The following is a 20,529-nucleotide window of genomic DNA, read 5'->3' on the forward strand; positions in this document are numbered from 1 at the left end:
TAACGTAAACGTCGACGGCGGCGCAAGCGGCGCTGCACCGGGGCAAGCCCGGCGCCTTGTCGACCAGATCAAACAGGAAGGCCGGCGGAGCAATGCCGCGGGATCAGAACTCGAACATCACGGCTGCGGCGAACACGGTGGATGCCGTCTTTAACGATTCCGGCTTCTTCAACGGCCAGCCGGCAGACAGGTCATAGCTGGCATCGACATAGGGGATGGATAAGCGGCCGCGCAGCCCAGCCACCGCACCCACCAACGTGCGCCCGGTCAGCCATCGCGCGGACTCGCCGCCCACGCGTCCGGCGTCCACACCCGCATACAGTTGATGACCGGGGCCGCCAAGCAGCTTGTCCAGGCCCAGCGACAAATCGTTGCGCAGCGTCCAGCCGTCTTCGGCCGCCAGCGTCATCTGGCCGTCAAAGCCGCGCACCGCATAACGACTGCCGATGGTGAAGTAGTCCGACGGCACGACCGGCGTCTTGGCGTGCTGGATTTGCCAGCTGACGTGGTACGCCCAGGGCTGGTCCGCCAATTGAAACGGCAGGTAGAGCCCGGCATTGGCCAGCGCGATGGTGCTGCGGCCATCCCAGTCGGGGTCGCCGTAGACGAAGCCGGGTTGGTCGGACAGGCCGGCCAGCGTGCCGCGCAGGCCCACGCCGGCATCCAGCACCGCTCGGCCCACATAGTGACGGTGCGCCACGTTGATGTCGTAGCCCGTCACGTCGCGCCGCTGGACTTCAATGGCGACGTCGTTCAACGTGCTGCCGACGCGCTTGCGCAGCACGGCCATCGTCGCCGTGCCCTTGTAGTCGGTACCGCGATAGGGCACCACCGACACGCCCGCCTGCAACTGCTTGGTGGTGCCGCCGTAGACGATGGGTTCGTCAAAACCGGCCACGGTTTGGCGATAGGTGGATTTGCTGGCGCCGGCAAACGCCGTCCAGTAGCCAAAGGGGATGCTGTAGTTGATGGACGCGGCCCGCGTGTTCGAGTCCGCATCGCGCCAGCGCGCATTGCTGTTCCACGACACAGACAGCTGGTCATAAAGGAACAAGGGGGAATCCAGGGTTAGTCCGGCGTTGACCTGATACTTGCCGATGGCGTCCAGGCCGCCGTTGTCGCTGCCCACGTAACCATGCCAACGCTTGCCCGTGCCTGGACGCAGAATGATGTCGGAGTCACCAAGTTCGGGGCCCGGTCCCACATCGATGGTGGCGTCCGCCTGACCACGAAGCCGGCGGATATTTTCCAGCGCCTGGTCCAGATCGCGCTGATTCAGTTCGCCGCCAGGGCCGGTGGGCAAGGCGGTGCGCCACCATCCAACGGTATTGGCGTCTTGCACGCCTGAGATGCGGCCGGGCAGAAAGCGCAGCGTCAGCGCGCCTGACGCCAGCGATTGTTCAGGCACCACCACGCGTGCCGTGATCTGGCCATCCTGGATCAGCCAGGCGTTCAGATATTCCTGAAACGCCCGCAGCCCTTGTCCGCCGACGCATTGGCCGATGACAGCGCGAGCGGCCCCGGCCAAGGCTGAAGGGGGTGGCGCGTCGTCCCAGCTCAGGTCACCGATGACAAAGCAAGGCGATTCAACGGGCAGGTGCAGCTCGCTTTTGCTGCGCGCGGCATCGGGCGACAAGACATCCGGGCGCTCGGCCGAGCGGGCGCGCTGGGCGTCCAGCTCTTGCTCTTGCCTGCGTTCAATTTCGGAAGGGCGCGATACCGCCTCGGGCGGGGTCTGCGCGAAGGGTTCGGTAGGGCAAGCGCCCGCCGCGATCAATACCACTGCGGCGACTCGCCGGCACCAATAGGAATTCATAACGGTTCCGCGCCTGCGGCAAGCCGAAGGCGCGTTCTATCTCGTTGAAACTAAATGTTGAGGCAGTTTGCGTGACGAGATAGTCAAAAACAATGGAAACCGGCGCGAATAAGCAAAATCTGATTTTTACTAGAATTTGAACGCCGTATTAATGTCGTTGGCCGGCGTTATAAGATTTTAGTAACTATCCGATTTTTGACGGCTGAATTCGTGAACTCTTCGACGGCAATACGTGACCGACGCAAAGCAGCACGCACGCGACACGCCAGGCTATGAATGCGCCGCGTTTCCCCTAAAATAACGGCCCCCGCTCCGCCGCGCTAAAATTGCGCACGTTTTGATCATTGGCGCCGGCTCGCGCCCACCGAGGTATTCCATGTCTTCCCCCAAAGTCGGCTTCGTCAGCCTGGGCTGTCCTAAAGCCCTGGTCGACTCCGAACGCATCCTGACCCAACTGCGCACCGAAGGGTACGAAGTCACGCCCGAATACAACGACGCGGATGTTGTCGTCGTCAACACCTGTGGGTTCATCGACAGCGCCAAGGCCGAATCGCTTGAAGCGATTGGCGAAGCGCTGGCCGAGAATGGCAAGGTCATCGTGACCGGCTGTATGGGCGTCGAGGAATCGGTGATCCGCAAGGTGCATCCCAGCGTGCTTGCGGTGACGGGCCCCCAGCAATACGAAGAGGTGGTGCGCGCCGTGCATGATGCCGCGCCGCCCAAGCAGGACCACAACCCGTACCTGGACCTGGTGCCGCCGCAAGGCATCAAGCTGACGCCGCGCCACTACGCTTATCTGAAAATTTCGGAAGGCTGTAATCACCGCTGTAGCTTCTGCATCATTCCGTCGATGCGCGGCGACCTGGTCAGCCGTCCGGTGGGCGACGTGCTCAGCGAAGCCGAACGCCTGGTCAAGGCTGGCGTGAAGGAACTGCTGGTGATTTCGCAAGACACCAGCGCGTACGGCGTTGACGTCAAGTACCGCAGCGGTTTCTGGAACGGCCGCCCGGTCAAGACGCGCATGACGGAACTGTGCCTGGCGCTGTCCGAAATGGGCGTGTGGACGCGTCTGCACTATGTGTACCCGTACCCGCACGTGGACGAAGTGATTCCGCTGATGGCCGAGGGCAAGATCCTGCCGTACCTGGACATTCCGTTCCAGCACGCCAGCCCGCGCATTCTGAAGGCCATGAAGCGCCCGGCGTTTGAAGACAAGACGTTGGCGCGCATCAAGCGCTGGCGTGAAATCTGCCCCGATCTGACCATCCGCTCCACGTTCATCGTGGGCTTTCCCGGCGAGACCGAGGAAGACTTCCAGTATCTGCTGAACTGGATGCAGGAAGCGCAATTGGATCGCGTCGGCTGTTTCCAGTATTCGCCGGTGGAAGGCGCGCCCGCGAACCTGCTGGACAATCCCGTGCCCGACGACGTGAAGCAAGACCGCTGGGAACGCTTCATGGAATTGCAGCAGGGTATTTCCACCGCGCGCCTTGCCCGCAAAGTGGGCCGCGAGATCGATGTGCTGATCGATGAAGTGGACGAAGACGGCGCTATCGGCCGCAGCAGCGCGGACGCGCCGGAGATTGATGGCTGTGTGTACGTCAGTTCCGACAAGCCCTTGAAAGCGGGCGATCTGGTGCGCGTGCGCGTCACCGAGTCGGATGAATACGATCTGTGGGGCGAAGCCCTTTGAAAAAGCAAGGGCGCCTGAGTTTCAGGCGCCCTTGCTGTATGGCCGATACCGCCTGGCCGATACCGTGTAGCGGCCAGTCTTACAGGAAGTCCGCCAGATCGTCGGCGTGTTCCTCTTCAACCGCCAGGATCTCTTCCAGCAAGCGGCGCGTGGTCGAGTCCTGTTCGCCGATGTATTCGATCATCTGGCGATAGCTGTCGATGGCGATGCGTTCGGCGATCAGGTTTTCCTTGATCATGTCTTGCAGGGATGACCCTTCGACATATTCCGAATGGCTGCGCTCGAGCAGGCCCTTGGGAGACAGGTTCGGTTCGCCCCCCAGCTGAACGATGCGTTCAGCCAGACGGTCGGCGTGTTCCTGTTCTTGCGTGGCGTGTTCGGCGAATTCCGCCGCTACCGGCTCGGCGTTCAAGCCGCGAGCCATGAAGTAATGGCGCTTGTAGCGCAGCACACAGACCACTTCGGTGGCCAGCGCCTCGTTCAGCAGCTTCAGCACGGTTTCCCGGTCTGCGCGATAGGTGTCCGTAACGGCGCCTGACTCGATGTCCTGGCGCGCCTTGGCGCGGATCGCCTTCACGTCCATGTCGAATGGGCGGCTGGCCTTCTCGGGGGTTCGGGTCGTTTGTTCCATATCGTTCGCTCCTCTGTTAGTGAAAGCCCTACGACGCTGGATTTCCAGTCGTACCGAACGACTCAGTCTACCGATCGCAGCAGAAGTTGCTGTGTCCAAACATTGCTCCTGCCACCAATTTGCACGGCGCCCAAGCCCCAAAACGCGCCCGCTGACGTTCTCGTAAACTATCGACTTCCCGGAACGCCCGTGACGCAATCTGTAACGGGCCCGGCCATCACGAACCTGTTATGAACCTGAAGAACATCTGCGTATATTGCGGCTCGAACCCCGGCACCCGCCCGGACTACATCGAGCAGGCCCGCGTGCTGGCCCGCGAATTGGTCAAGCGCGACCTGGGGCTGGTGTACGGCGGATCGGTCGTCGGCATCATGGGCGTGGTGGCCAACGAAGTGCTGGCCGCTGGCGGCCGCGTGATCGGCGTCATCCCCGAATTGCTGCAAAAGAAAGAACAGGCGCATCGTGGCCTGACCGAATTGCACCTGGTGCAGAACATGCACGAGCGCAAGGCAATGATGATTGAGAAGTCGGACGGCTTCATCGCATTGCCTGGCGGTGCGGGCACGCTGGAAGAGTTTTTTGAAGTGTGGACGTGGGCGCAACTGAACATGCATCAGAAGCCCTGCGGCCTGTTGAATGTCGCGGGATACTACGACGCGTTGGTGCAGTTTGTGGATCACGCCGTCGACGAAGCCTTCATCCGACCGCAGCATCGCGACATGCTGGTGGTCGAAGAAGACCCCGCCCTGCTGCTGGATCGCTATGCCATCTACGAGCCGCCCAACGTCTCGAAGTGGTTCGACCCCATCACGGCCTGATGGCCCTCTTGCCCTGTTGAGCCCATGACGCCCGTTCTTGAAATGACTTCCGATTCCTTATCCCCCGCCAGCACCGAGTCCGTGCTGCGCGACTATTTCCACGCCAAGGATGAGAACCGACCGCATCATCTGGCGCGGGCATTCGCGTCGGACGCGGTGCTGAAAATGGCCTTGCGCACGCAAGCCATCGCGTTTCCGCCCGAATCCCACGGGGTCGCGGCCATTGCGGACACCTTGGTGCGCAAGTTTGGCCAGACCTACGAAAACGTCTATACGTTCTACCTGTCGCGTCCCGCGCCCGACGCGCGCTTGCCCGACTACCAGTGCGACTGGATCGTCGGCATGACCGAAAAGGCCACCGGCAATGTGCGCGTAGGCTGCGGCCGCTACGACTGGAAATTCCAGGCGCAACCGTATCGCGCCACGGACCTGACCATCACCATCGAAACCATGGTCACGCTGCCGCCCGGCGACATGCCCGCCGTGTTCGGCTGGTTGCTGGGCCTGGACTACCCGTGGACCAATGCCGGGCGCGTGGTGGCCAGCGCGCCGCCGCTTGAAGCGCTGGCGCCGGTCGTGCACTATTTGCTTCACCCCAACGGCTTGTAGCCCCGCCAGAAGCCGGCAAACGGACTGATTACTTGAAATACGACATCGCTGCATTCGACTTTGACGGAACCTTGGCGGACACCATGCCCTGGTTCAATTCCATCCTGAACACGGTGGCCGACAAGTACGGCTTTCGCAAGATCGACCTGACCGAACGCGAAAACCTGCGTCACCGCGAGGCCTCGGAAATCCTGAAGTACCTGGGCATCCCGTTGTGGAAACTGCCGGCCATCATGACGCACGTGCGCACGCTGATGCAGGACATCGATCCCAGCGTGCACCTGTTCGATGGCATTGCCGACGCGGTGGCGCGGATCAAGGCAGGCGGCGTGCGCCTGGCGGTGATCAGTTCGAATTCCATTGAAAACGTGCAGCGCGTGCTGGGCGCGGACACCTGCGCGCTGTTCGACGACTATGAATGCGGCACCGACCTGTTCGGCAAGGCCGCCAAGATCGACCGCTTGATGCGGCGCCATGAAGTCGCCCCCGAACGCTTCCTGCTGGTGGGCGACGAAATGCGCGACATCGACGCCGCCCGCAAGGCCGGCGTGCGCGTAGGGTCGGTCGCCTGGGGTTATAACCATGTGGACGCCCTGCGCGAACGCAAGCCCGACGAACTCTTTTTGACCGTAGCCGACCTGCCCGCCATCCTGGCCTGACCCTGCCGACCGGAACCCGCCATGCACATCGATCCCGCTCATCTCGTCACCGACGCCGCCGCGCTGCAAGCGTTGTACGGCGCCCCCGGCGAGGCCTCGCTGAAGAAGGAAGTGGATCACGTGCATCCGCATTACCGCGCGTTCATTGAAGCGGCGCCGTTTGCGATGTTGGCAACATCGGGGCCGGACGGGTTGGACGCATCGCCGCGCGGCGATCCCGCCGGTTTTGTCGTGGTGGAAGACGAAAAAACGCTGCTGCTGCCCGACCGCCGGGGCAACAACCGCGTGGACAGCTTGCTGAACGTGTTGGCTGATCCGCGCGTGGCGCTGTTGTTCCTGGTGCCGGGCGTGGGTGAAACGCTGCGAGTGAATGGCACGGCGCGCGTCAGTGTCGACCCCGCGCTGCTTGAGCGTTTTGCGATGGACGGCAAGCAGCCGCGCTCGGTGCTTATCGTGGACGTGCAGACGGTGTACTTTCAGTGCTCGCGGGCGCTGCTGCGATCGCGCCTGTGGGACCCGGCCACGCAGGTGCCACGCAGCGCGCTGCCAAGCACCGGGCGCATTCTGTCTGACCTGACGGCCGGTACTTTCGATGGCGCGGCTTACGACCGCGACCTGCCCGCGCGGGTGGCGGATACGCTGTATTGATGCGGTATTGATGCGGCGCGGTATCGATGCGGTATCCGTGCGGTATCGGTGCCGTCTGCATTCACCTTGCGCGAGGGTAACGCCATGGCTCGCAACGTTGAAATCAAGGCACGGGTCGATAACCTGGCCGTGCTTGAACCCCTGGCCGCCGCGCTGTCGGGGCAGGAACCGGTGATTCTTGACCAGGACGACACCTTCTTCACGTGCACGCATGGGCGCCTGAAGCTGCGCGCCTTTGGCGACGGCACCGGCGAGCTCATTTTTTATCGTCGCTCGGACGAAGCCGGCCCCAAGGAGAGCTTCTACGCCATTTCACCGACCGATTCGCCCGACACCCTGCGCCAGACGCTGACGCTGGCCTACGGCGCAATCGGCCGCGTGAAAAAGCACCGCACCGTATTCATGGCCGGACGCACGCGCATCCATCTGGATCGGGTCGAGGGGCTGGGGGATTTTCTGGAACTGGAAGTGGTGCTGCGCGATGGCGAAAGCCTGGACGCCGGCAGCGAAGAAGCCCGCACGCTGATGGCGGGGCTGGGTGTCGCGCCCACGCAGTTGGTGGCGGGCGCGTATCTGGACTTGTTGGCGGCAACGCCGCGTCCGTGACCGGCGTGGAGCACAAGCCGAGGCGGTGATCCGCCCGGCGAGGCGCAGCGCAGCGAGGCGCAAGCCGCCGTCAGGCCGGTTGCCAGCCCCGCACGAACACGTCCACGGGCTGGCGCTTGCCGCCGGCTTTTTGTAATTCCAGCAAGCGCAGCACGCCGTCGCCGGTGGCGATGTCGATGCCATCCGCCTCGGCGCGCAGCACGCTGCCGGGCTCGACCGCCGTGGCCGCCGACGCGTCTTCAAGCGCCTGCGCGCGCCAGACCTTGACGGGGTCGGGCAGGCCCGGCAGCCGGATGCTGGCGCCGGGCACGGGGTTGAACGCGCGCACGCGGCGCGCCAGCAATGCCGCGGGTTGCGTGCAGTCCAGCGCGGCTTCGGCTTTATCCAGCTTGGCGGCGTACGTCACGCCGGCCTCGGGTTGTTTGGTCGGCGTCAGGCCGCCTTGTTCCAACGCATTCAGCGCGTCCACAATCGCCTGCCCGCCCGCCAGCGCCAAGGCGTCGTGCAATTGCGCGGCGTTGGTCTCGGCCGAGATGGGCACCACGCGTTCCAGCAGCATGTCGCCCGTGTCCAGGCCCTGATCCATCTGCATGATGGTCACGCCCGTTTGGGCGTCGCCGGCTTCGATGGCGCGCTGGATGGGCGCTGCGCCGCGCCAGCGGGGCAACAGGCTGGCGTGGATATTCAGGCAACCCAGGCGCGGCAAGTCCAGCACCCATTGCGGCAAAATCAACCCATACGCCGCCACCACCATGACGTCGGGCGCCACCTGTTCCAACAACGCGCGCGCGTCGGCGGCCTCGTCGGGATAGCGTCCGTCCAGCCTCAGGCTGCGCGGTTGGGCAACGGGTATGCCGGCGTCAAGCGCGGCCTGCTTGACCGGGCTGGGCGTCAGCTTCAAGCCGCGCCCGGCGGGCCGATCAGGCTGGGTCATGACCAGGGCGATGTCGTGACCGGCGGCCCGCAAGGCGTCAAAGGCGATACGGGCAAATTCCGGCGTGCCGGCAAAAACTAGGCGCATGGGGTTCAGACCAAAAAGTCAAAAAACGGGAATCAGTCGCGCAGCGCTTCGCGCTCGGCCTTCTTCAGCTTGGTCTTGATACGGTTCTGCTTCAGGTTGGACAGGTATTCGACGAAGACCTTGCCTTCCAGGTGGTCCAGCTCGTGCTGGACGCACACGGCCAGCAGGCCGTCGGCTTCGAATTCAAAGGGTTTGCCGTCGATGTCCAGCGCCTTGCAGCGGATGCGCGAGGCGCGTTCGACTTCGTCGTAGATGCCGGGCACCGACAGACAGCCTTCTTCGTAGATTTTGCAGTCGTCGCTGCGCCAGGTGATCTCGGGGTTGATCAGCGCGAGCAGGTCGTTGCTGTCTTCGGACACGTCGATCACGACCACGCGTTCGTGCACGTCAACCTGGGTTGCGGCCAGGCCGACGCCCGGCGCGTCGTACATGGTTTCGGCCATGTCGCGTACCAGTTGACGGATGCGGTCGTCGACTTCGGCTACCGGCTTGGCTTTCTTGTGCAAGCGCGGGTCCGGATAGCGAAGGATAGGAAGTAAAGCCATTGAAAAGGGATCGCCAGTAATTGATGCGTAGGCAAGAGTTTAATTCATTAGAGTATTGATTTCTAATAGTTTTCGGCTAAATGAGGCATTACCGGAGCACTGCGTCCCCGCTTCTTTGGCTGGCAGGCAAGCAGACCAGAGAGATAAAAACGCCACCCATGCATCGGCGCCTGCGGCGCCTTGCATGCGACACTTGCCACCCTTGACGCCATCGCGCCCGCCTCATGCCGCTTACGCATACGTCCGCCGAACTGTCCGCCTGGTTGCGGCTGTCCCTGGAACCCAACGTGGGTTCCGCTACCGCCTGTACGCTGCTGAGCGCGCTGGGCCTGCCCGAGCAGATCTACGCCCAGCGGGCGACTGCCCTCGCGCGCCACTTGCCCGATGCGCTGGCGCGCCAGCTGGCCGCCGCCATGCCGGCCGACATGGCGGCGCAGGTGGACGCCGCGCTGCAATGGGTGGATGCGCCCCACCGCCACATCGTGACGCTGGCGGACCCGACCTATCCCCAAAGCCTGCTGACCATCGCCGACCCGCCCATTCTGTTGTACGTGGTGGGCGATCCGGCCTATCTGCAAGGCCCATCCCTGGCCGTGGTGGGCGCGCGCAATGCCACGCCCGGCGGCCAGGAAACCGCGCGTGCGTTTGCCCGCCACCTGGCCGGCCACGGCTGGCGCGTCGTCAGCGGCCTGGCGCTGGGCATCGACGCGGCGGCGCACGAAGGCGCGCTGGACGCCGGCCCCGATGGCGCGGGCACCGTCGCCGTCATGGGCACCGGCATTGACCGCATCTACCCCGCTCGCCACCGCGACCTTGCCCACCGCATCGCCGGCAACGGCGCGCTGGTGTCTGAATTCCCCCTGGGCACGGGCGCCTTGCCGCCCCACTTCCCCAAGCGCAACCGCATCGTGGCGGGCCTGGCTCGCGGCGTGCTGGTGGTGGAAGCGGCCAAGCAAAGCGGCTCGCTCATCACGGCACGGCTGGCCGGCGAAAGCGGGCGCGAAGTGTTTGCCATCCCCGGCTCGATCCACTCGCCGTTGTCGCGCGGTTGCCATGCCTTGATTCGGCAGGGTGCAAAGCTGGTGGAAACCGCGGCTGACATTACCGATGAACTGGGCGGCGGGCCCACGCCCGCCAGTCGCCGCGCGCCGCCCCCGCCACCGCCATTGCCGGACCACCCCGTGCTGGATGCCATGGGTTACGACCCGCTGCACGTGGATGCCATCCAGACGCGTTCAAACATCGCCATCGGCGACCTGCAGGCGCAGCTGGTTCAGCTGGAATTAGAGGGCCGGCTCGCCCGTCTGGATGACGGCCGCTACCAACGTTTGAAATAGGGTCATCCCATGGCCCGACACCCGGCCCCGCGCACAAGCCCGGCGCGCGGCGATGGCGCTAATATTGTCGATGGCGCCGCAGCGTTGCGCGACGCGTCACCCAAATCGAACCAGGAAGAGACATGGCTTTGCCCTCCCGCGTGAAGATCGTCGAAGTGTCGCCCCGCGACGGTCTGCAAAATGAAAAGGAATTCGTGCCGACCGACATCAAGGTCGAGCTGGTCAACCGCCTGTCCGCCGCGGGCTTCCCCAATGTGGAAGCCGCGTCGTTCGTGTCGCCCAAGTGGGTGCCGCAGATGGCCGACGGCGCCGACGTCATGGCGCGCATCGAACGCCGCCCGGGCACGATCTATTCCGTGCTGACGCCGAACATGAAGGGCTTTGAAGGCGCGCTGGCCGCCGGCGCGGATGAAATCGTCATCTTTGGCGCCGCCAGCGAAGCGTTTTCGCAAAAGAACATCAACTGCTCCATCGCGGAATCCATCGCCCGCTTCGAGCCCGTGGTGCAAGCCGCGCGCGACGCCGGCATCCGCGTGCGCGGCAGCATCAGCTGCGCGCTGGGCTGTCCGTATCAAGGCGAGGTTCCGATTGCGTCGGTGGTGGACGTGGCGCAGCGCTACCTGGCAATGCAGGTGGATGAAATCGACGTGGCCGACACCATTGGCGTGGGCACGCCGCAGCGGGTGCGCGACGTGATGACGGCCGTCACCCGCGTGGTCGATCCGGCGCGCGTGTCCGGCCATTTCCATGACACCTACGGCCAGGCGCTGGCCAACATCCTGGCCGCGTTGGAAACCGGCATCTCGATCTTCCATACGTCGGTTGCCGGCCTGGGCGGCTGCCCCTACGCCAAGGGCGCCACGGGCAACGTCGCCACCGAAGACGTGCTGTACATGCTGCGCGGGCTGGACATCGACACGGGCGTGGACTTCGACGCCGTGGTCGATATCGGCCAGTGGATGTCGGCCAACCTGAACCGCAAGGGTTCCAGCCGCGCGGGCAATGCCATCGCGGCCAAACGGGCGGCATGACCTCGCCTGGCCCCGCCCCGACTCTTGAAGATCGCGCGGCCCTGCTGCGCGAGATCGGCCCGTTGCCGTTGTCGGGCCAGGCCTGGCCCGACTGGGTCCGCATTCTGGCCTGGGTGATCCTGGCGGTGCTGGGCGTGCAGGTGGTCACCACCGCGATTCGCGCGCCCGCGCAGCCGTTCGACACGGTGCTGGCGGTGGTCGTGGTGCTGTGCTTTGTGGGGCTGCTGTTCGTGTCCTGGCACATGCAGACGTCGATCACCACGATCGACGATCGTGGCCTGCGCCAATCCTGGTTCACGCGTCGCGAAGTGGCATGGGAAGACGTGCGCTATGCACGCTTTGTGCCCATGCTGTTTTCCAAGCGCCTGGTGATATTCACGCACCGAGGCAAACCCGTCATCATCCAGGGCGGCACGCGTGAACTGCGCGCGGCCTTTGTGAAGATCGCGCAGCTGTATCGGCGCGGATGACGGGCTGGGAAGGCAGGGTGCGGCGTTGCCGCAACCCTGTAACCCTGCCGATCAGCGGATCGGCAGCGCGTACATCAAGCCACCTTGCGTCCATTGCGCATTCAGGCCGCGCTTGATCTTCAGCGGGCTGCCTTCGCCCACGTTCCGTTCAAAGCTCTCGCCGTAATTGCCCACCTGCTTGACGATGTTGTAGGCCCATTTTTCGTCCAGGCCCAGGTTCGCGCCACTGCCGGGCGTGACACCCAGAATGCGCTTGATGTTCGGGTTGGCACTTTTCAGTTGCTCGTCCACGTTCTTGGACGTGACGCCGTATTCTTCGGCTTCGATCATTGCCGACAGCGACCAACGCACGATGTTCAGCCACGTATCGTCACCCTGGCGCACGAATGGGCCCAGCGGTTCCTTGGAAATGATCTCGGGCAGCACGACGTAGTCGTCCGGATTTTGCAGCTTGGAGATACGGATCGACGCCAGGCCCGACGCGTCCGTCGAGAACACGTCGCAACGACCCGCCGCGAAGGCGTTGACCACTTCGTTGAACGTTTCGATCACCACCGGCTTGTACGTGACGTTGTTGGCGCGCGCCCAGTCGGCCAACGTGTTCTCGTTGGACGTGCCCGTTTGCAGGCAGATGGTTGCGCCGTTGATGTCCTTGGCGCTTTTCACGCCCAGCGACTTGGGCACCAGAAAGCCCTGGCCGTCGTAGAAATTGATGCCGGCGTGGATGATGCCCAGCGCCGTGTCGCGCTGCTGCGTGACGGTGGTGTTGCGGGTCAACACGTCCACTTCGCCCGATTGCAACGCGGTGAAGCGCTGCTGCGAATTCAGCGGCACCACCTTGATCTTGTTGGCATCACCAAAGACCGCCGCGGCGATGGCGCGGCAAAGGTCCACGTCCAGCCCTTGCCACTTGCCTTGCGCGTCGGGCGCTGAAAAGCCGGCAAAGCCCGTGGTCGTGCCGCAAGCCACGGCGCCGCGCTGGCGCACGACGTCTACCGTTGCCGCTTGCGCGCCCTGCGCCGCCGCTACCAATAGCGCCGCGCCCACCAACCCTTTTGCAATGTTCATGACCTGGATTCCTGTTGTACCGGGCGCGCGGACGCGCCGAGGCAAGAAGCTTATAGACATGAAGCGCCCGCGCCAAATAACAAGCGCTTATTTAGGTATGCGCAGCGCCGCCCGCTGGTGGGGTTGCGCCGCGCCGCCCGGTTACCGGGTGCCCTACGCCGCCAACGAAATCGACACCGGCTCGTTCGCTTCGCACGCGTCCAGCGCGCGACCCAGGCGCACCATGCCCTGGGCAATTTGCACTTCGTTCATGGTGGCAAACGACATGCGCATGGCAAACAGGTCGGCCTGTTCGACATTGGCGTAGAACGCCTTGCCGGGTACATAAACCACTTCGTGTTCAATCGCATACGGCAACAGGCGCGTGGCGTCCACATCGCCCGTCAGCCGCGCCCAGAAGAACATGCCGCCTTCGGGCTTGCTGAAGCTGACGCGGCCGTCCAGTTCGCGCGCCAACGCCTGGGCCATCGCGTCGCAGCGCAGGCCATAGGCGGCGCGAATGCGCGGCACGTGTTCGTCGTAGCGGCCGTTGGCCAGGTACTGCGCCACCACTTCCTGGATCCACGCCGACGAGGCCATATCGTCGGCCGCCTTGGCGCTGACGCAGCGGCGGCGGATTTCCGGCGGGGCGATCAGCCAGCCGATGCGCAGCGCGGGCGCCATGGTCTTGGACATGCTGGCCAGGTACACCGCCCAGTGGCGGGCTTCGCCTTCCGCCAGGGCCGCGATGGGCGGCACGGCTTCGCCGGCAAAGCGCAACTCGCTGTACGGGTCGTCTTCAACGATAAGGAAGCGGTGCTTGACCGCCAGTTCCAGCAAGCGCAGACGGCGCTGGCGCGAGATGGTGGCGCCGCAAGGGTTCGAGAACGAGGCCACGACGCAGACCATCTTCGGCTTGACCCGCGCGGCCAGTTCGTCCAACGCGTCCACGTCGATGCCGTCCGGGCCGGATGCCACGGTGTGCACGGTGGCGCCCGTGTAGCGCAACGCCTGCACGGAATTGGGGAACGCGGGCGATTCAATGATGGCGTGGTCGCCGGGTTGCAGCATCACGCGCGTCAGCAGCGCCAGCGCCTGCTGCGACCCGCCCGTCACAACCAGCTCGGTGTCGGCATTGCAGTGCAGGCCGCGTGCGGCGGACAGGCGCGCCAGCTCGTTACGCAGGCTGGCTTGACCATCGATGTTGGAATATTGCAGGCAGGCGCCCAGCCGCGACATGACCTGGGTGGACGCCACCGACAAGCCTTCGACGTCAAACAGCTCCTGGGCGGGGTAGCCGCCGGCCAGCGAAATGGTGCCGGGACGCAACGCGTAGGGCATCAAGGACCGGATGGGGGAAGCGGGGGGATTCAGGAAAGGCGTGGCAAAGGCGTATTCTGGCGCAGCGCTGGACATGGCGGGAGACTGGGGAAGGTGGGAAACCGTGTCGCCCGCTGGGGCGGCGCCGGAGGGCATAGAACATTGAAATATAAACAAATCTCCGCAAATTCTAAGCCTGCGTATTACGCAGGGTCAACGACTGGCGCGCACCGTGTGGCGAAACGAGCGCGCGCAGTCCTACACTATGGGACATCCTGTTCCTGCAAGAGAGCTGCATGACCGTCGAAGACACCATGGCCGGGCGCATTGCCCACATCCACCAACGCATCGCCGACGCCTGCGCGCGGGCCGGGCGCAGCCCGGAAAGCGTAGTGCTGCTGCCCGTCAGCAAGACCTTCGAGGTGGACGCGATCCGCGAAGCCATGGCGCTGGGCATGACGCGTTTTGGCGAGAACAAAACGCAGGAAATCCGACAGAAGGCGGCAGCGCTGGCCGGCCAGGGCCTGCAATGGGTGCTGATTGGCCATTTGCAGACGAACAAGGCCAAGGACGCCGCGCGCGACGCCGCCGAAGTGCAATCGCTGGACCGCGTCGACCTGGCCGAAGCCTTGCATCGCCGCCTGCTGACCGAAGGCCGCACGCTGGACGTGCTGGTGCAGGTGAAAACGTCTTCCGAGCCCAGCAAGTTCGGCATGGCGCCTCAAGACGTGTCGGCGTTCCTGCGGCGCATCGCGGCGGAATTTCCTACGTTGCACGTCAAGGGGCTGATGACGCTGGCCGTCAACTCGCCCGATCCGGAACCAGTGCGGGCCTGCTTTCGCGCCCTGCGCACGCTGCGCGACAGCCTGCGCGCCGAAAACATCGAGGGCGTGTCGCTGGACCGCCTGTCGATGGGCATGAGCGGCGATTTCGAATTGGCTATCGAGGAAGGCTCGACCGAAGTGCGCATCGGCACGGCGATATTCGGCGCCCGCACCTACCCCGACCCACAGTAACGGGGCCACGTGATGCGGGAAAACGGGGGGCCAGACGGCCCCCTTTTCACGTCGAACGCGAGCATAATAGCGGCGCAAAAAATAGCGACGCGAACCGACGGCGCAGAACACGACCGCCCGCGTCGCGCTCAAACTTTGATCCCGCACGAGGAGACACCCCATGCAACATTCCACACGGCGCCTGTTGGCGCTGGCCACCCTGTCGTTGGCCGCCGCCACGGCATCCGCCCAATCGTGGCCCACGCAACCCGTCCGCTGGATCGTGCCGTACCCGGCCGGCGGCGGCACCGATGTGGTGGCGCGTACGGTCGCCAGCAGCCTGGAAAAATCGTTGGGCCAGACCATCGTGGTGGAAAACCGCCCCGGCGCGGCCACCATCATCGGCGCCACCGCCATCGCCCAGGCCGACCCCACCGGCTACATGGTGGGCACGGCGGACTCGGGCACCCTGGCGTTCAACTCGTCGCTGTACGCCAAGCTGTCCTACGACCCGGCCAAGTTCACCTACATCGGCGGCATTGCCAAGTTTCCGCTGCTGCTGGCCGTGAACGTGAATTCGCCATACAAGTCGGTGCAGGACGTGCTGGATGCCGCCAAGAAAGAGCCGGGCAAGCTGACCGCCGCATCGGCCGGCGCGGGTTCGCCGCACCATCTGGCGCTTGAACTGTTCAAGCAGCGCACCGGCGCCAACCTGCTGCACGTGCCCTACAAGGGCGCGGCCCCCGCCATTCAGGACCTGCTGGGCGGACAGGTGGACGTGATGTTCATCGACCTGGCCTCGGGCCTGCCCAACGTCAAGGCCGGCAAGCTGCGCGTGCTGGCCGCCGCCACGCCGGAACGCGTGTCGGTCTTGCCCGACACGCCGACCATGGCGGAACAGGGCGTGGCCAACTTCACGGCCTACGCCTGGCAAGGCCTGGTGGGCCCGGCCGGCGTGCCGGAAGCGGTGGTGAAAAAGCTGTCGGCCGATCTGGACGCCACGCTGAAAAGCGCCGCCGTGTCGCAAAAGATGCTGGACATGGGCGTGATCCCGATGCCGATGTCCGCGCAGGACTTCAAGGCCTATGCCGAACAAGAGCGCAGCGCCTGGGCCGACGTGATCAAGAAGGCCAATATCAAGCTGGAGTAATCCGCAATCCGTGATCTGTGATCGGTGATGCGTGATTCGCGATCCGCGATGCATGATGCCCTGATGCGTATTGCGTGGATTCGGCAAGGCAATAAAAAACCCGCGTTCAGCGATGAACGCGGGTTTTTTCATGGGGCCAAGCGCTGGCCGCCTTACACCAGCACGCGCTCGATGCCGCCGGCGTTGGCGCGTTTCACGTAGTCTTCCATCCAGCCTTCGCCCAGGATGTGGCGGGCCATTTCGACAACGATGTAGTCGGCTTCCATCTTGACGTCGCCTTCATAGCGCGACAAGCCTTGCAAGCACGACGGGCAGGACGTCAGCACCTTTACGTCGCCCGCGAAGCCGTCGCCACGCAGCGCGGCGTCGCCCTTGAGCAGCTCTTCCTGTTTGCGGAAGCGCACCTGCGTGGAAATGTCGGGCCGGCTGACCGCCAACGTGCCCGATTCCCCGCAGCAGCGGTCGCTCTTGATGGCTTCGTCGCCGACCAGCGCGCGAACCGTCTTCATCGGCTCTTGCAGCTTCATCGGGGTGTGGCAGGGGTCGTGATACATGTAGCGCACGCCCTTGGCGCCTTCCAGCTTGATGCCCTTTTCCAGCAGGTATTCGTGGATGTCGATCAGGCGGCAACCCGGGAAGATCTTGTCGAATTCATAGCCCGACAGCTGGTCGTAGCAGGTGCCGCAGCTGACCACCACGGTCTTGATGTCCAGGTAGTTCAGCGTGTTGGCGACCCGGTGGAACAGCACCCGGTTGTCGGTAATGATCTGCTCGGCCTTGTCGGTCATGCCGTTGCCGCGCTGGGGGTAGCCGCAGCACAGGTAGCCCGGCGGCAAGACGGTCTGCACGCCGGCGTGCCACAGCATGGCTTGCGTGGCCAGGCCCACTTGCGAGAACAGGCGTTCGGAACCGCAGCCGGGGAAATAGAACACGGCTTCGGTGTCGGCGTTCGTGGCCTTGGGGTCACGAATGATCGGCACGTAGTTGGCGTCTTCAATGTCCAGCAGCTTGCGCGCCGCCTGCTTGGGCAGCCCGCCGGGCATCTTCTTGTTCACGAAGTGAATGACCTGCTCGCGCAGCGGCGGCTTGCCCACGGTGGCCGGCGGCTTGGCCGTCTGCTTTTTCACCAGGCCCGAAAACAGGTCGTGCGCCGCGCGCTGCACCTTGTAGCCCACGCCCACCATCGCCTTGCGCGTGGCGTTGATGGTGGCCGGGTCCTTGGCGTTCAGGAAGAACATGGCGCTGGCCGTGCCCGGGTTGAACGACTTGCGGCCCATGCGGCGCAGCACGGCGCGCATGTTCATCGACACGTCGCCAAAGTCGATATCGACCGGACAGGGGTTGTAGCACTTGTGGCAGACCGTGCAGTGGTCGGCCACGTCTTCGAATTCTTCCCAGTGCTTCAGGCTGACGCCGCGGCGGGTCTGCTCTTCGTACAGGAAGGCTTCCACCAGCAAGGAGGTGGCCAGGATCTTGTTGCGGGGCGAATACAGCAGGTTGGCGCGCGGCACGTGGGTGGCGCACACCGGCTTGCACTTGCCGCAACGCAGGCAGTCCTTGATGGATTCCGAGATGGCGCCGATGTCGCTTTGCTGCATGATCAGCGACTCGTGGCCCATCAGGTTGAAGCTGGGCGTCCAGGCGTGGCGCAGGTCGGCGCCCGGCATCAGCTTGCCGGCGTTGAAGTGGCCGTTGGGGTCGACGCGACGCTTGTAGTCCTGGAACGGCGCCAGTTCGGCTTCGGTCAGGAATTCGTACTTGGTCAGGCCGATGCCGTGTTCGCCCGAGATCACACCGTCCAGGTCGCGGGCGATCTGCATGATGCGGTCGACGGCCTGATGGGCCTCGCGCAGCATTTCGTAGTCGTCCGAGTTGACCGGGATGTTGGTGTGCACGTTGCCGTCGCCGGCGTGCATGTGCAGCGCAACGAACACGCGGCTTTTCAACACGCGGCCGTGGATGGCGATGAGTTCGTCGACGATCTTCTTGTACGACGCGCCCGAGAACGTGCGTTGCAGGCCGGCCAGCACTTCGGTCTTCCAGGACACGCGGATGGTGCGGTCCTGCACCACGTCGAACACGCGCGCGGTGGGCTGCGCGGCCAGGCGGTCGGTCAGCGTGGCTTGGACGTCGCCCAGGCCCAGTGCTTGCAGTTCGGGCAGCGCCTGCGCCAGCGGCAGGTCCAGGTTGTCCAGCAGCCATTGCCAGCGCTGGCGCACGCTGCCCAGCAGCTCAAGCGCCTGGCGCGTGCGGTCCGCCAGCACTTCGGCGCGGGTGCTTTCGATATCGGCGTCGTCGGCCTTGCCCACCGGCAGCGGCGTGCACAGGTAGGCATCCAGCGCGCCCAGCAGCTTGAGCTTGTTGCTGGTCGACAGTTCGATGTTGATGCGTTCGATGTGATCCGTGTATTCGCCCATGCGGGGCAGCGGGATCACCACGTCTTCGTTGATCTTGAAGGCGTTGGTGTGGCGCGCAATCGCGGCGGTGCGCGAGCGGTCCAGCCAGAACTTCTTGCGCGCCTCGGGGCTGACGGCCACGAAGCCTTCGCCATGGCGCGTGTTGGCCAGGCGCACGACTTCGCTGGCGGCAGCCGCCACGGCGTCGTCATCGTCGCCAACGATGTCACCGATCAGCACCATCTTGGGCAGCACGCCGCGCTTGCTCTTGGTGGCGTAGCCGACCGCGCGCAGATAGCGCTCGTCCAGGTGTTCCAGGCCGGCCAGGATGGCGCCGCGCGCCTTGCCTTCGCCGTCCAGATAGCCCTTAACCTCGACAATCGACGGGATGGCGTCGCGCGCCTGCCCGAAGAATTCCATACAGACCGTGCGCGTGTGGCGCGGCATGCGGTGCAGCACCCAGCGCGCCGACGTGATCAGGCCGTCGCAGCCTTCTTTCTGAATGCCGGGCAAGCCTGCCAGGAACTTGTCGGTAACGTCCTTGCCCAGGCCTTCCTTGCGGAACACCCGGCCCTTGATTTCAAGCAGCTCGGTTCTCAGCAGGCGCTCGCCGGGCTTGCCCTTGCCGTCGAACCACTTGAGTTCGAAGCGCGCCGTTTCCACGTCATGGATCTTGCCCATGTTGTGTTCCAGGCGGGTGACTTCCAGCCAGTTACCGTCCGGGTCCACCATGCGCCACCAGGCCAGGTTGTCCAGCGCGGTGCCCCACAGCACGGCCTTCTTGCCGCCCGCGTTCATGGCGATGTTGCCGCCCACGCACGAGGCTTCGGCCGAAGTCGGGTCCACGGCGAACACGAAACCGGCGGCCTCGGCCGCTTCGGAAACGCGCTTGGTGACGACGCCGGCGCCAGCATGGATGACGGCCACGGGCTCGGTCAGGCCCGGCAAGATACAGGATTCGACCTTGCCCAGCTTGTCGAATTTCTCGGTGTTGATGACGGCCGACTTCCAGGTCAGCGGGATGGCGCCGCCCGTGTAGCCGGTGCCGCCGCCGCGCGGCACGATGGTCAGGCCCAGTTCGATACAGGCAGTGACCAGCGCGGCGATTTCGTCTTCGGAATCGGGGGTCAGCACCACGAACGGGTATTCCACGCGCCAGTCGGTGGCGTCCGTCACGTGGGATACGCGCGACAGGCCGTCGAACTTGATGTTGTCGCGCGCGGTGATGCGGCCCAGCACCTTCTGCGCCTGCTTGCGCATCATGGTGGTCTGGTCGAATTCGCCTTCGAAGGCGGCAATGGCGGAACGGGCGCGGGCCAGCAAGCCGACGACCTTTTCATCGCGATGCGGGTCGTGCCCTTCTTCCGTGGGCGAACCCGGCTCGCGGCGGCGATCGATTTCACTCAGGCGGTGATGCAGCGCGTCGATCAGCTGCTTGCGGCGCTTGGGGTTGTCCAGCAGGTCATCCTGCAAGTACGGGTTGCGGCGCACCACCCAGATATCGCCCAGCACTTCGTACAGCATCCGCGCGGAGCGGCCGGTGCGGCGCTCACCGCGCAGGTCGGACAGCAGGCTCCAGGCGTCATCGCCCAACAGCCGGCCGACAATCTCGCGGTCGGAAAACGACGTGTAGTTGTAGGGGATTTCGCGCAATCGCGCGGGAGCGGCGGGCGGCATCGCCCCGTTCAAGATGTGGCTAGCGAGAGGGGCGTTCATGGCGGCAAGAGGGGCCCATAA

The 20,529-nt window shown here is 64.6% G+C and carries 18 protein-coding genes; 11 read left to right on the forward strand and 7 right to left on the reverse strand.

What is annotated here, in order from left to right; genetic code table 11:
* Positions 1-103: 103 nt before the first annotated feature.
* The gene (locus AC6LJY_RS05255; RefSeq protein WP_498135431.1) at positions 104-1,816 is read right to left on the reverse strand and encodes a ShlB/FhaC/HecB family hemolysin secretion/activation protein; all 1,713 of its coding nucleotides are present in this window, start codon (positions 1,814-1,816) and stop codon (positions 104-106) included.
* 376 nt (positions 1,817-2,192) lie between these two features.
* Between AC6LJY_RS05255 and rimO the strand changes: the two genes are divergently transcribed.
* A complete protein-coding gene (gene rimO / locus AC6LJY_RS05260; RefSeq protein WP_046803110.1) occupies positions 2,193-3,509 on the forward strand; it encodes a 30S ribosomal protein S12 methylthiotransferase RimO in 1,317 nt (438 codons plus the stop codon).
* Between the two features lie 79 nt (positions 3,510-3,588).
* Here rimO and AC6LJY_RS05265 read toward each other — a convergent pair whose 3' ends face one another.
* The gene (locus tag AC6LJY_RS05265) at positions 3,589-4,140 is read right to left on the reverse strand and encodes a ferritin-like domain-containing protein (protein ID WP_046803109.1); all 552 of its coding nucleotides are present in this window, start codon (positions 4,138-4,140) and stop codon (positions 3,589-3,591) included.
* Between the two features lie 230 nt (positions 4,141-4,370).
* Between AC6LJY_RS05265 and AC6LJY_RS05270 the strand changes: the two genes are divergently transcribed.
* The 5 genes from AC6LJY_RS05270 (at position 4,371) to AC6LJY_RS05290 (ending at position 7,480) form a co-directional block, all read left to right on the forward strand.
* Positions 4,371-4,958, forward strand: coding sequence for an LOG family protein (locus AC6LJY_RS05270; RefSeq protein ID WP_046803108.1), 588 nt, complete (start codon positions 4,371-4,373; stop codon positions 4,956-4,958).
* Positions 4,959-5,000: 42 nt separating this feature from the next.
* Positions 5,001-5,567: a hypothetical protein gene (locus tag AC6LJY_RS05275; protein ID WP_104142827.1), complete on the forward strand. Its 567-nt coding sequence runs from the start codon at positions 5,001-5,003 to the stop codon at positions 5,565-5,567.
* A gap of 32 nt (positions 5,568-5,599) precedes the next feature.
* A complete protein-coding gene (locus AC6LJY_RS05280) occupies positions 5,600-6,226 on the forward strand; it encodes an HAD hydrolase-like protein (RefSeq protein ID WP_046803107.1) in 627 nt (208 codons plus the stop codon).
* 21 nt (positions 6,227-6,247) lie between these two features.
* Positions 6,248-6,874: a pyridoxamine 5'-phosphate oxidase family protein gene (locus AC6LJY_RS05285; protein WP_219991351.1), complete on the forward strand. Its 627-nt coding sequence runs from the start codon at positions 6,248-6,250 to the stop codon at positions 6,872-6,874.
* An 84-nt stretch (positions 6,875-6,958) separates the two neighbouring features.
* Positions 6,959-7,480, forward strand: coding sequence for a class IV adenylate cyclase (locus tag AC6LJY_RS05290; protein WP_046803146.1), 522 nt, complete (start codon positions 6,959-6,961; stop codon positions 7,478-7,480).
* Between the two features lie 70 nt (positions 7,481-7,550).
* Here AC6LJY_RS05290 and fmt read toward each other — a convergent pair whose 3' ends face one another.
* Positions 7,551-8,501, reverse strand: a complete 951-nt coding sequence (fmt, locus tag AC6LJY_RS05295; protein ID WP_104142652.1) for a methionyl-tRNA formyltransferase — start codon at positions 8,499-8,501, stop codon at positions 7,551-7,553.
* 32 nt (positions 8,502-8,533) lie between these two features.
* Entirely contained in the window at positions 8,534-9,046 is a 513-nt protein-coding gene (gene def / locus AC6LJY_RS05300) for a peptide deformylase (RefSeq protein WP_314355317.1), read from the reverse strand.
* 224 nt (positions 9,047-9,270) lie between these two features.
* On the opposite strand from def, the gene dprA reads away from it, so the two are divergent.
* The 3 genes from dprA (at position 9,271) to AC6LJY_RS05315 (ending at position 11,884) form a co-directional block, all read left to right on the forward strand.
* Positions 9,271-10,383 carry a DNA-processing protein DprA gene (gene dprA / locus AC6LJY_RS05305; protein WP_104142651.1) on the forward strand — a complete coding sequence of 371 codons (1,113 nt, stop codon included), beginning with the start codon at positions 9,271-9,273 and terminating at the stop codon, positions 10,381-10,383.
* Positions 10,384-10,505: 122 nt separating this feature from the next.
* Positions 10,506-11,414, forward strand: a complete 909-nt coding sequence (locus tag AC6LJY_RS05310) for a hydroxymethylglutaryl-CoA lyase (RefSeq protein WP_046803102.1) — start codon at positions 10,506-10,508, stop codon at positions 11,412-11,414.
* Positions 11,411-11,884: a hypothetical protein gene (locus AC6LJY_RS05315; protein ID WP_120157202.1), complete on the forward strand. Its 474-nt coding sequence runs from the start codon at positions 11,411-11,413 to the stop codon at positions 11,882-11,884. Before AC6LJY_RS05310 ends, AC6LJY_RS05315 begins: the two co-directional genes overlap by 4 nt.
* A gap of 51 nt (positions 11,885-11,935) precedes the next feature.
* Here the strand turns inward: AC6LJY_RS05315 and AC6LJY_RS05320 are convergent, their stop codons facing one another.
* Together AC6LJY_RS05320 and AC6LJY_RS05325 are read right to left on the reverse strand one after the other, a co-directional pair.
* On the reverse strand, positions 11,936-12,952 hold the full coding sequence (locus AC6LJY_RS05320) for an amino acid ABC transporter substrate-binding protein (RefSeq protein ID WP_104142648.1): 1,017 nt from the start codon (positions 12,950-12,952) through the stop codon (positions 11,936-11,938).
* Positions 12,953-13,105: 153 nt separating this feature from the next.
* The gene (locus tag AC6LJY_RS05325; protein WP_498135432.1) at positions 13,106-14,347 is read right to left on the reverse strand and encodes an aminotransferase-like domain-containing protein; all 1,242 of its coding nucleotides are present in this window, start codon (positions 14,345-14,347) and stop codon (positions 13,106-13,108) included.
* A 200-nt stretch (positions 14,348-14,547) separates the two neighbouring features.
* Here AC6LJY_RS05325 and AC6LJY_RS05330 point away from each other — a divergent pair, with 200 nt between their 5' ends.
* Together AC6LJY_RS05330 and AC6LJY_RS05335 are read left to right on the forward strand one after the other, a co-directional pair.
* Complete coding sequence (locus tag AC6LJY_RS05330; RefSeq protein ID WP_498135433.1) at positions 14,548-15,267, forward strand: YggS family pyridoxal phosphate-dependent enzyme; 720 nt, start codon at positions 14,548-14,550, stop codon at positions 15,265-15,267.
* 160 nt (positions 15,268-15,427) lie between these two features.
* Positions 15,428-16,396: a Bug family tripartite tricarboxylate transporter substrate binding protein gene (locus AC6LJY_RS05335; protein WP_046803097.1), complete on the forward strand. Its 969-nt coding sequence runs from the start codon at positions 15,428-15,430 to the stop codon at positions 16,394-16,396.
* A gap of 152 nt (positions 16,397-16,548) precedes the next feature.
* Here AC6LJY_RS05335 and AC6LJY_RS05340 read toward each other — a convergent pair whose 3' ends face one another.
* Positions 16,549-20,508 carry a DUF3683 domain-containing protein gene (locus AC6LJY_RS05340; RefSeq protein ID WP_498135434.1) on the reverse strand — a complete coding sequence of 1,320 codons (3,960 nt, stop codon included), beginning with the start codon at positions 20,506-20,508 and terminating at the stop codon, positions 16,549-16,551.
* Positions 20,509-20,529: the final 21 nt, after the last annotated feature.

The organism is Achromobacter sp. RT286_PF (genome assembly GCF_059760425.1).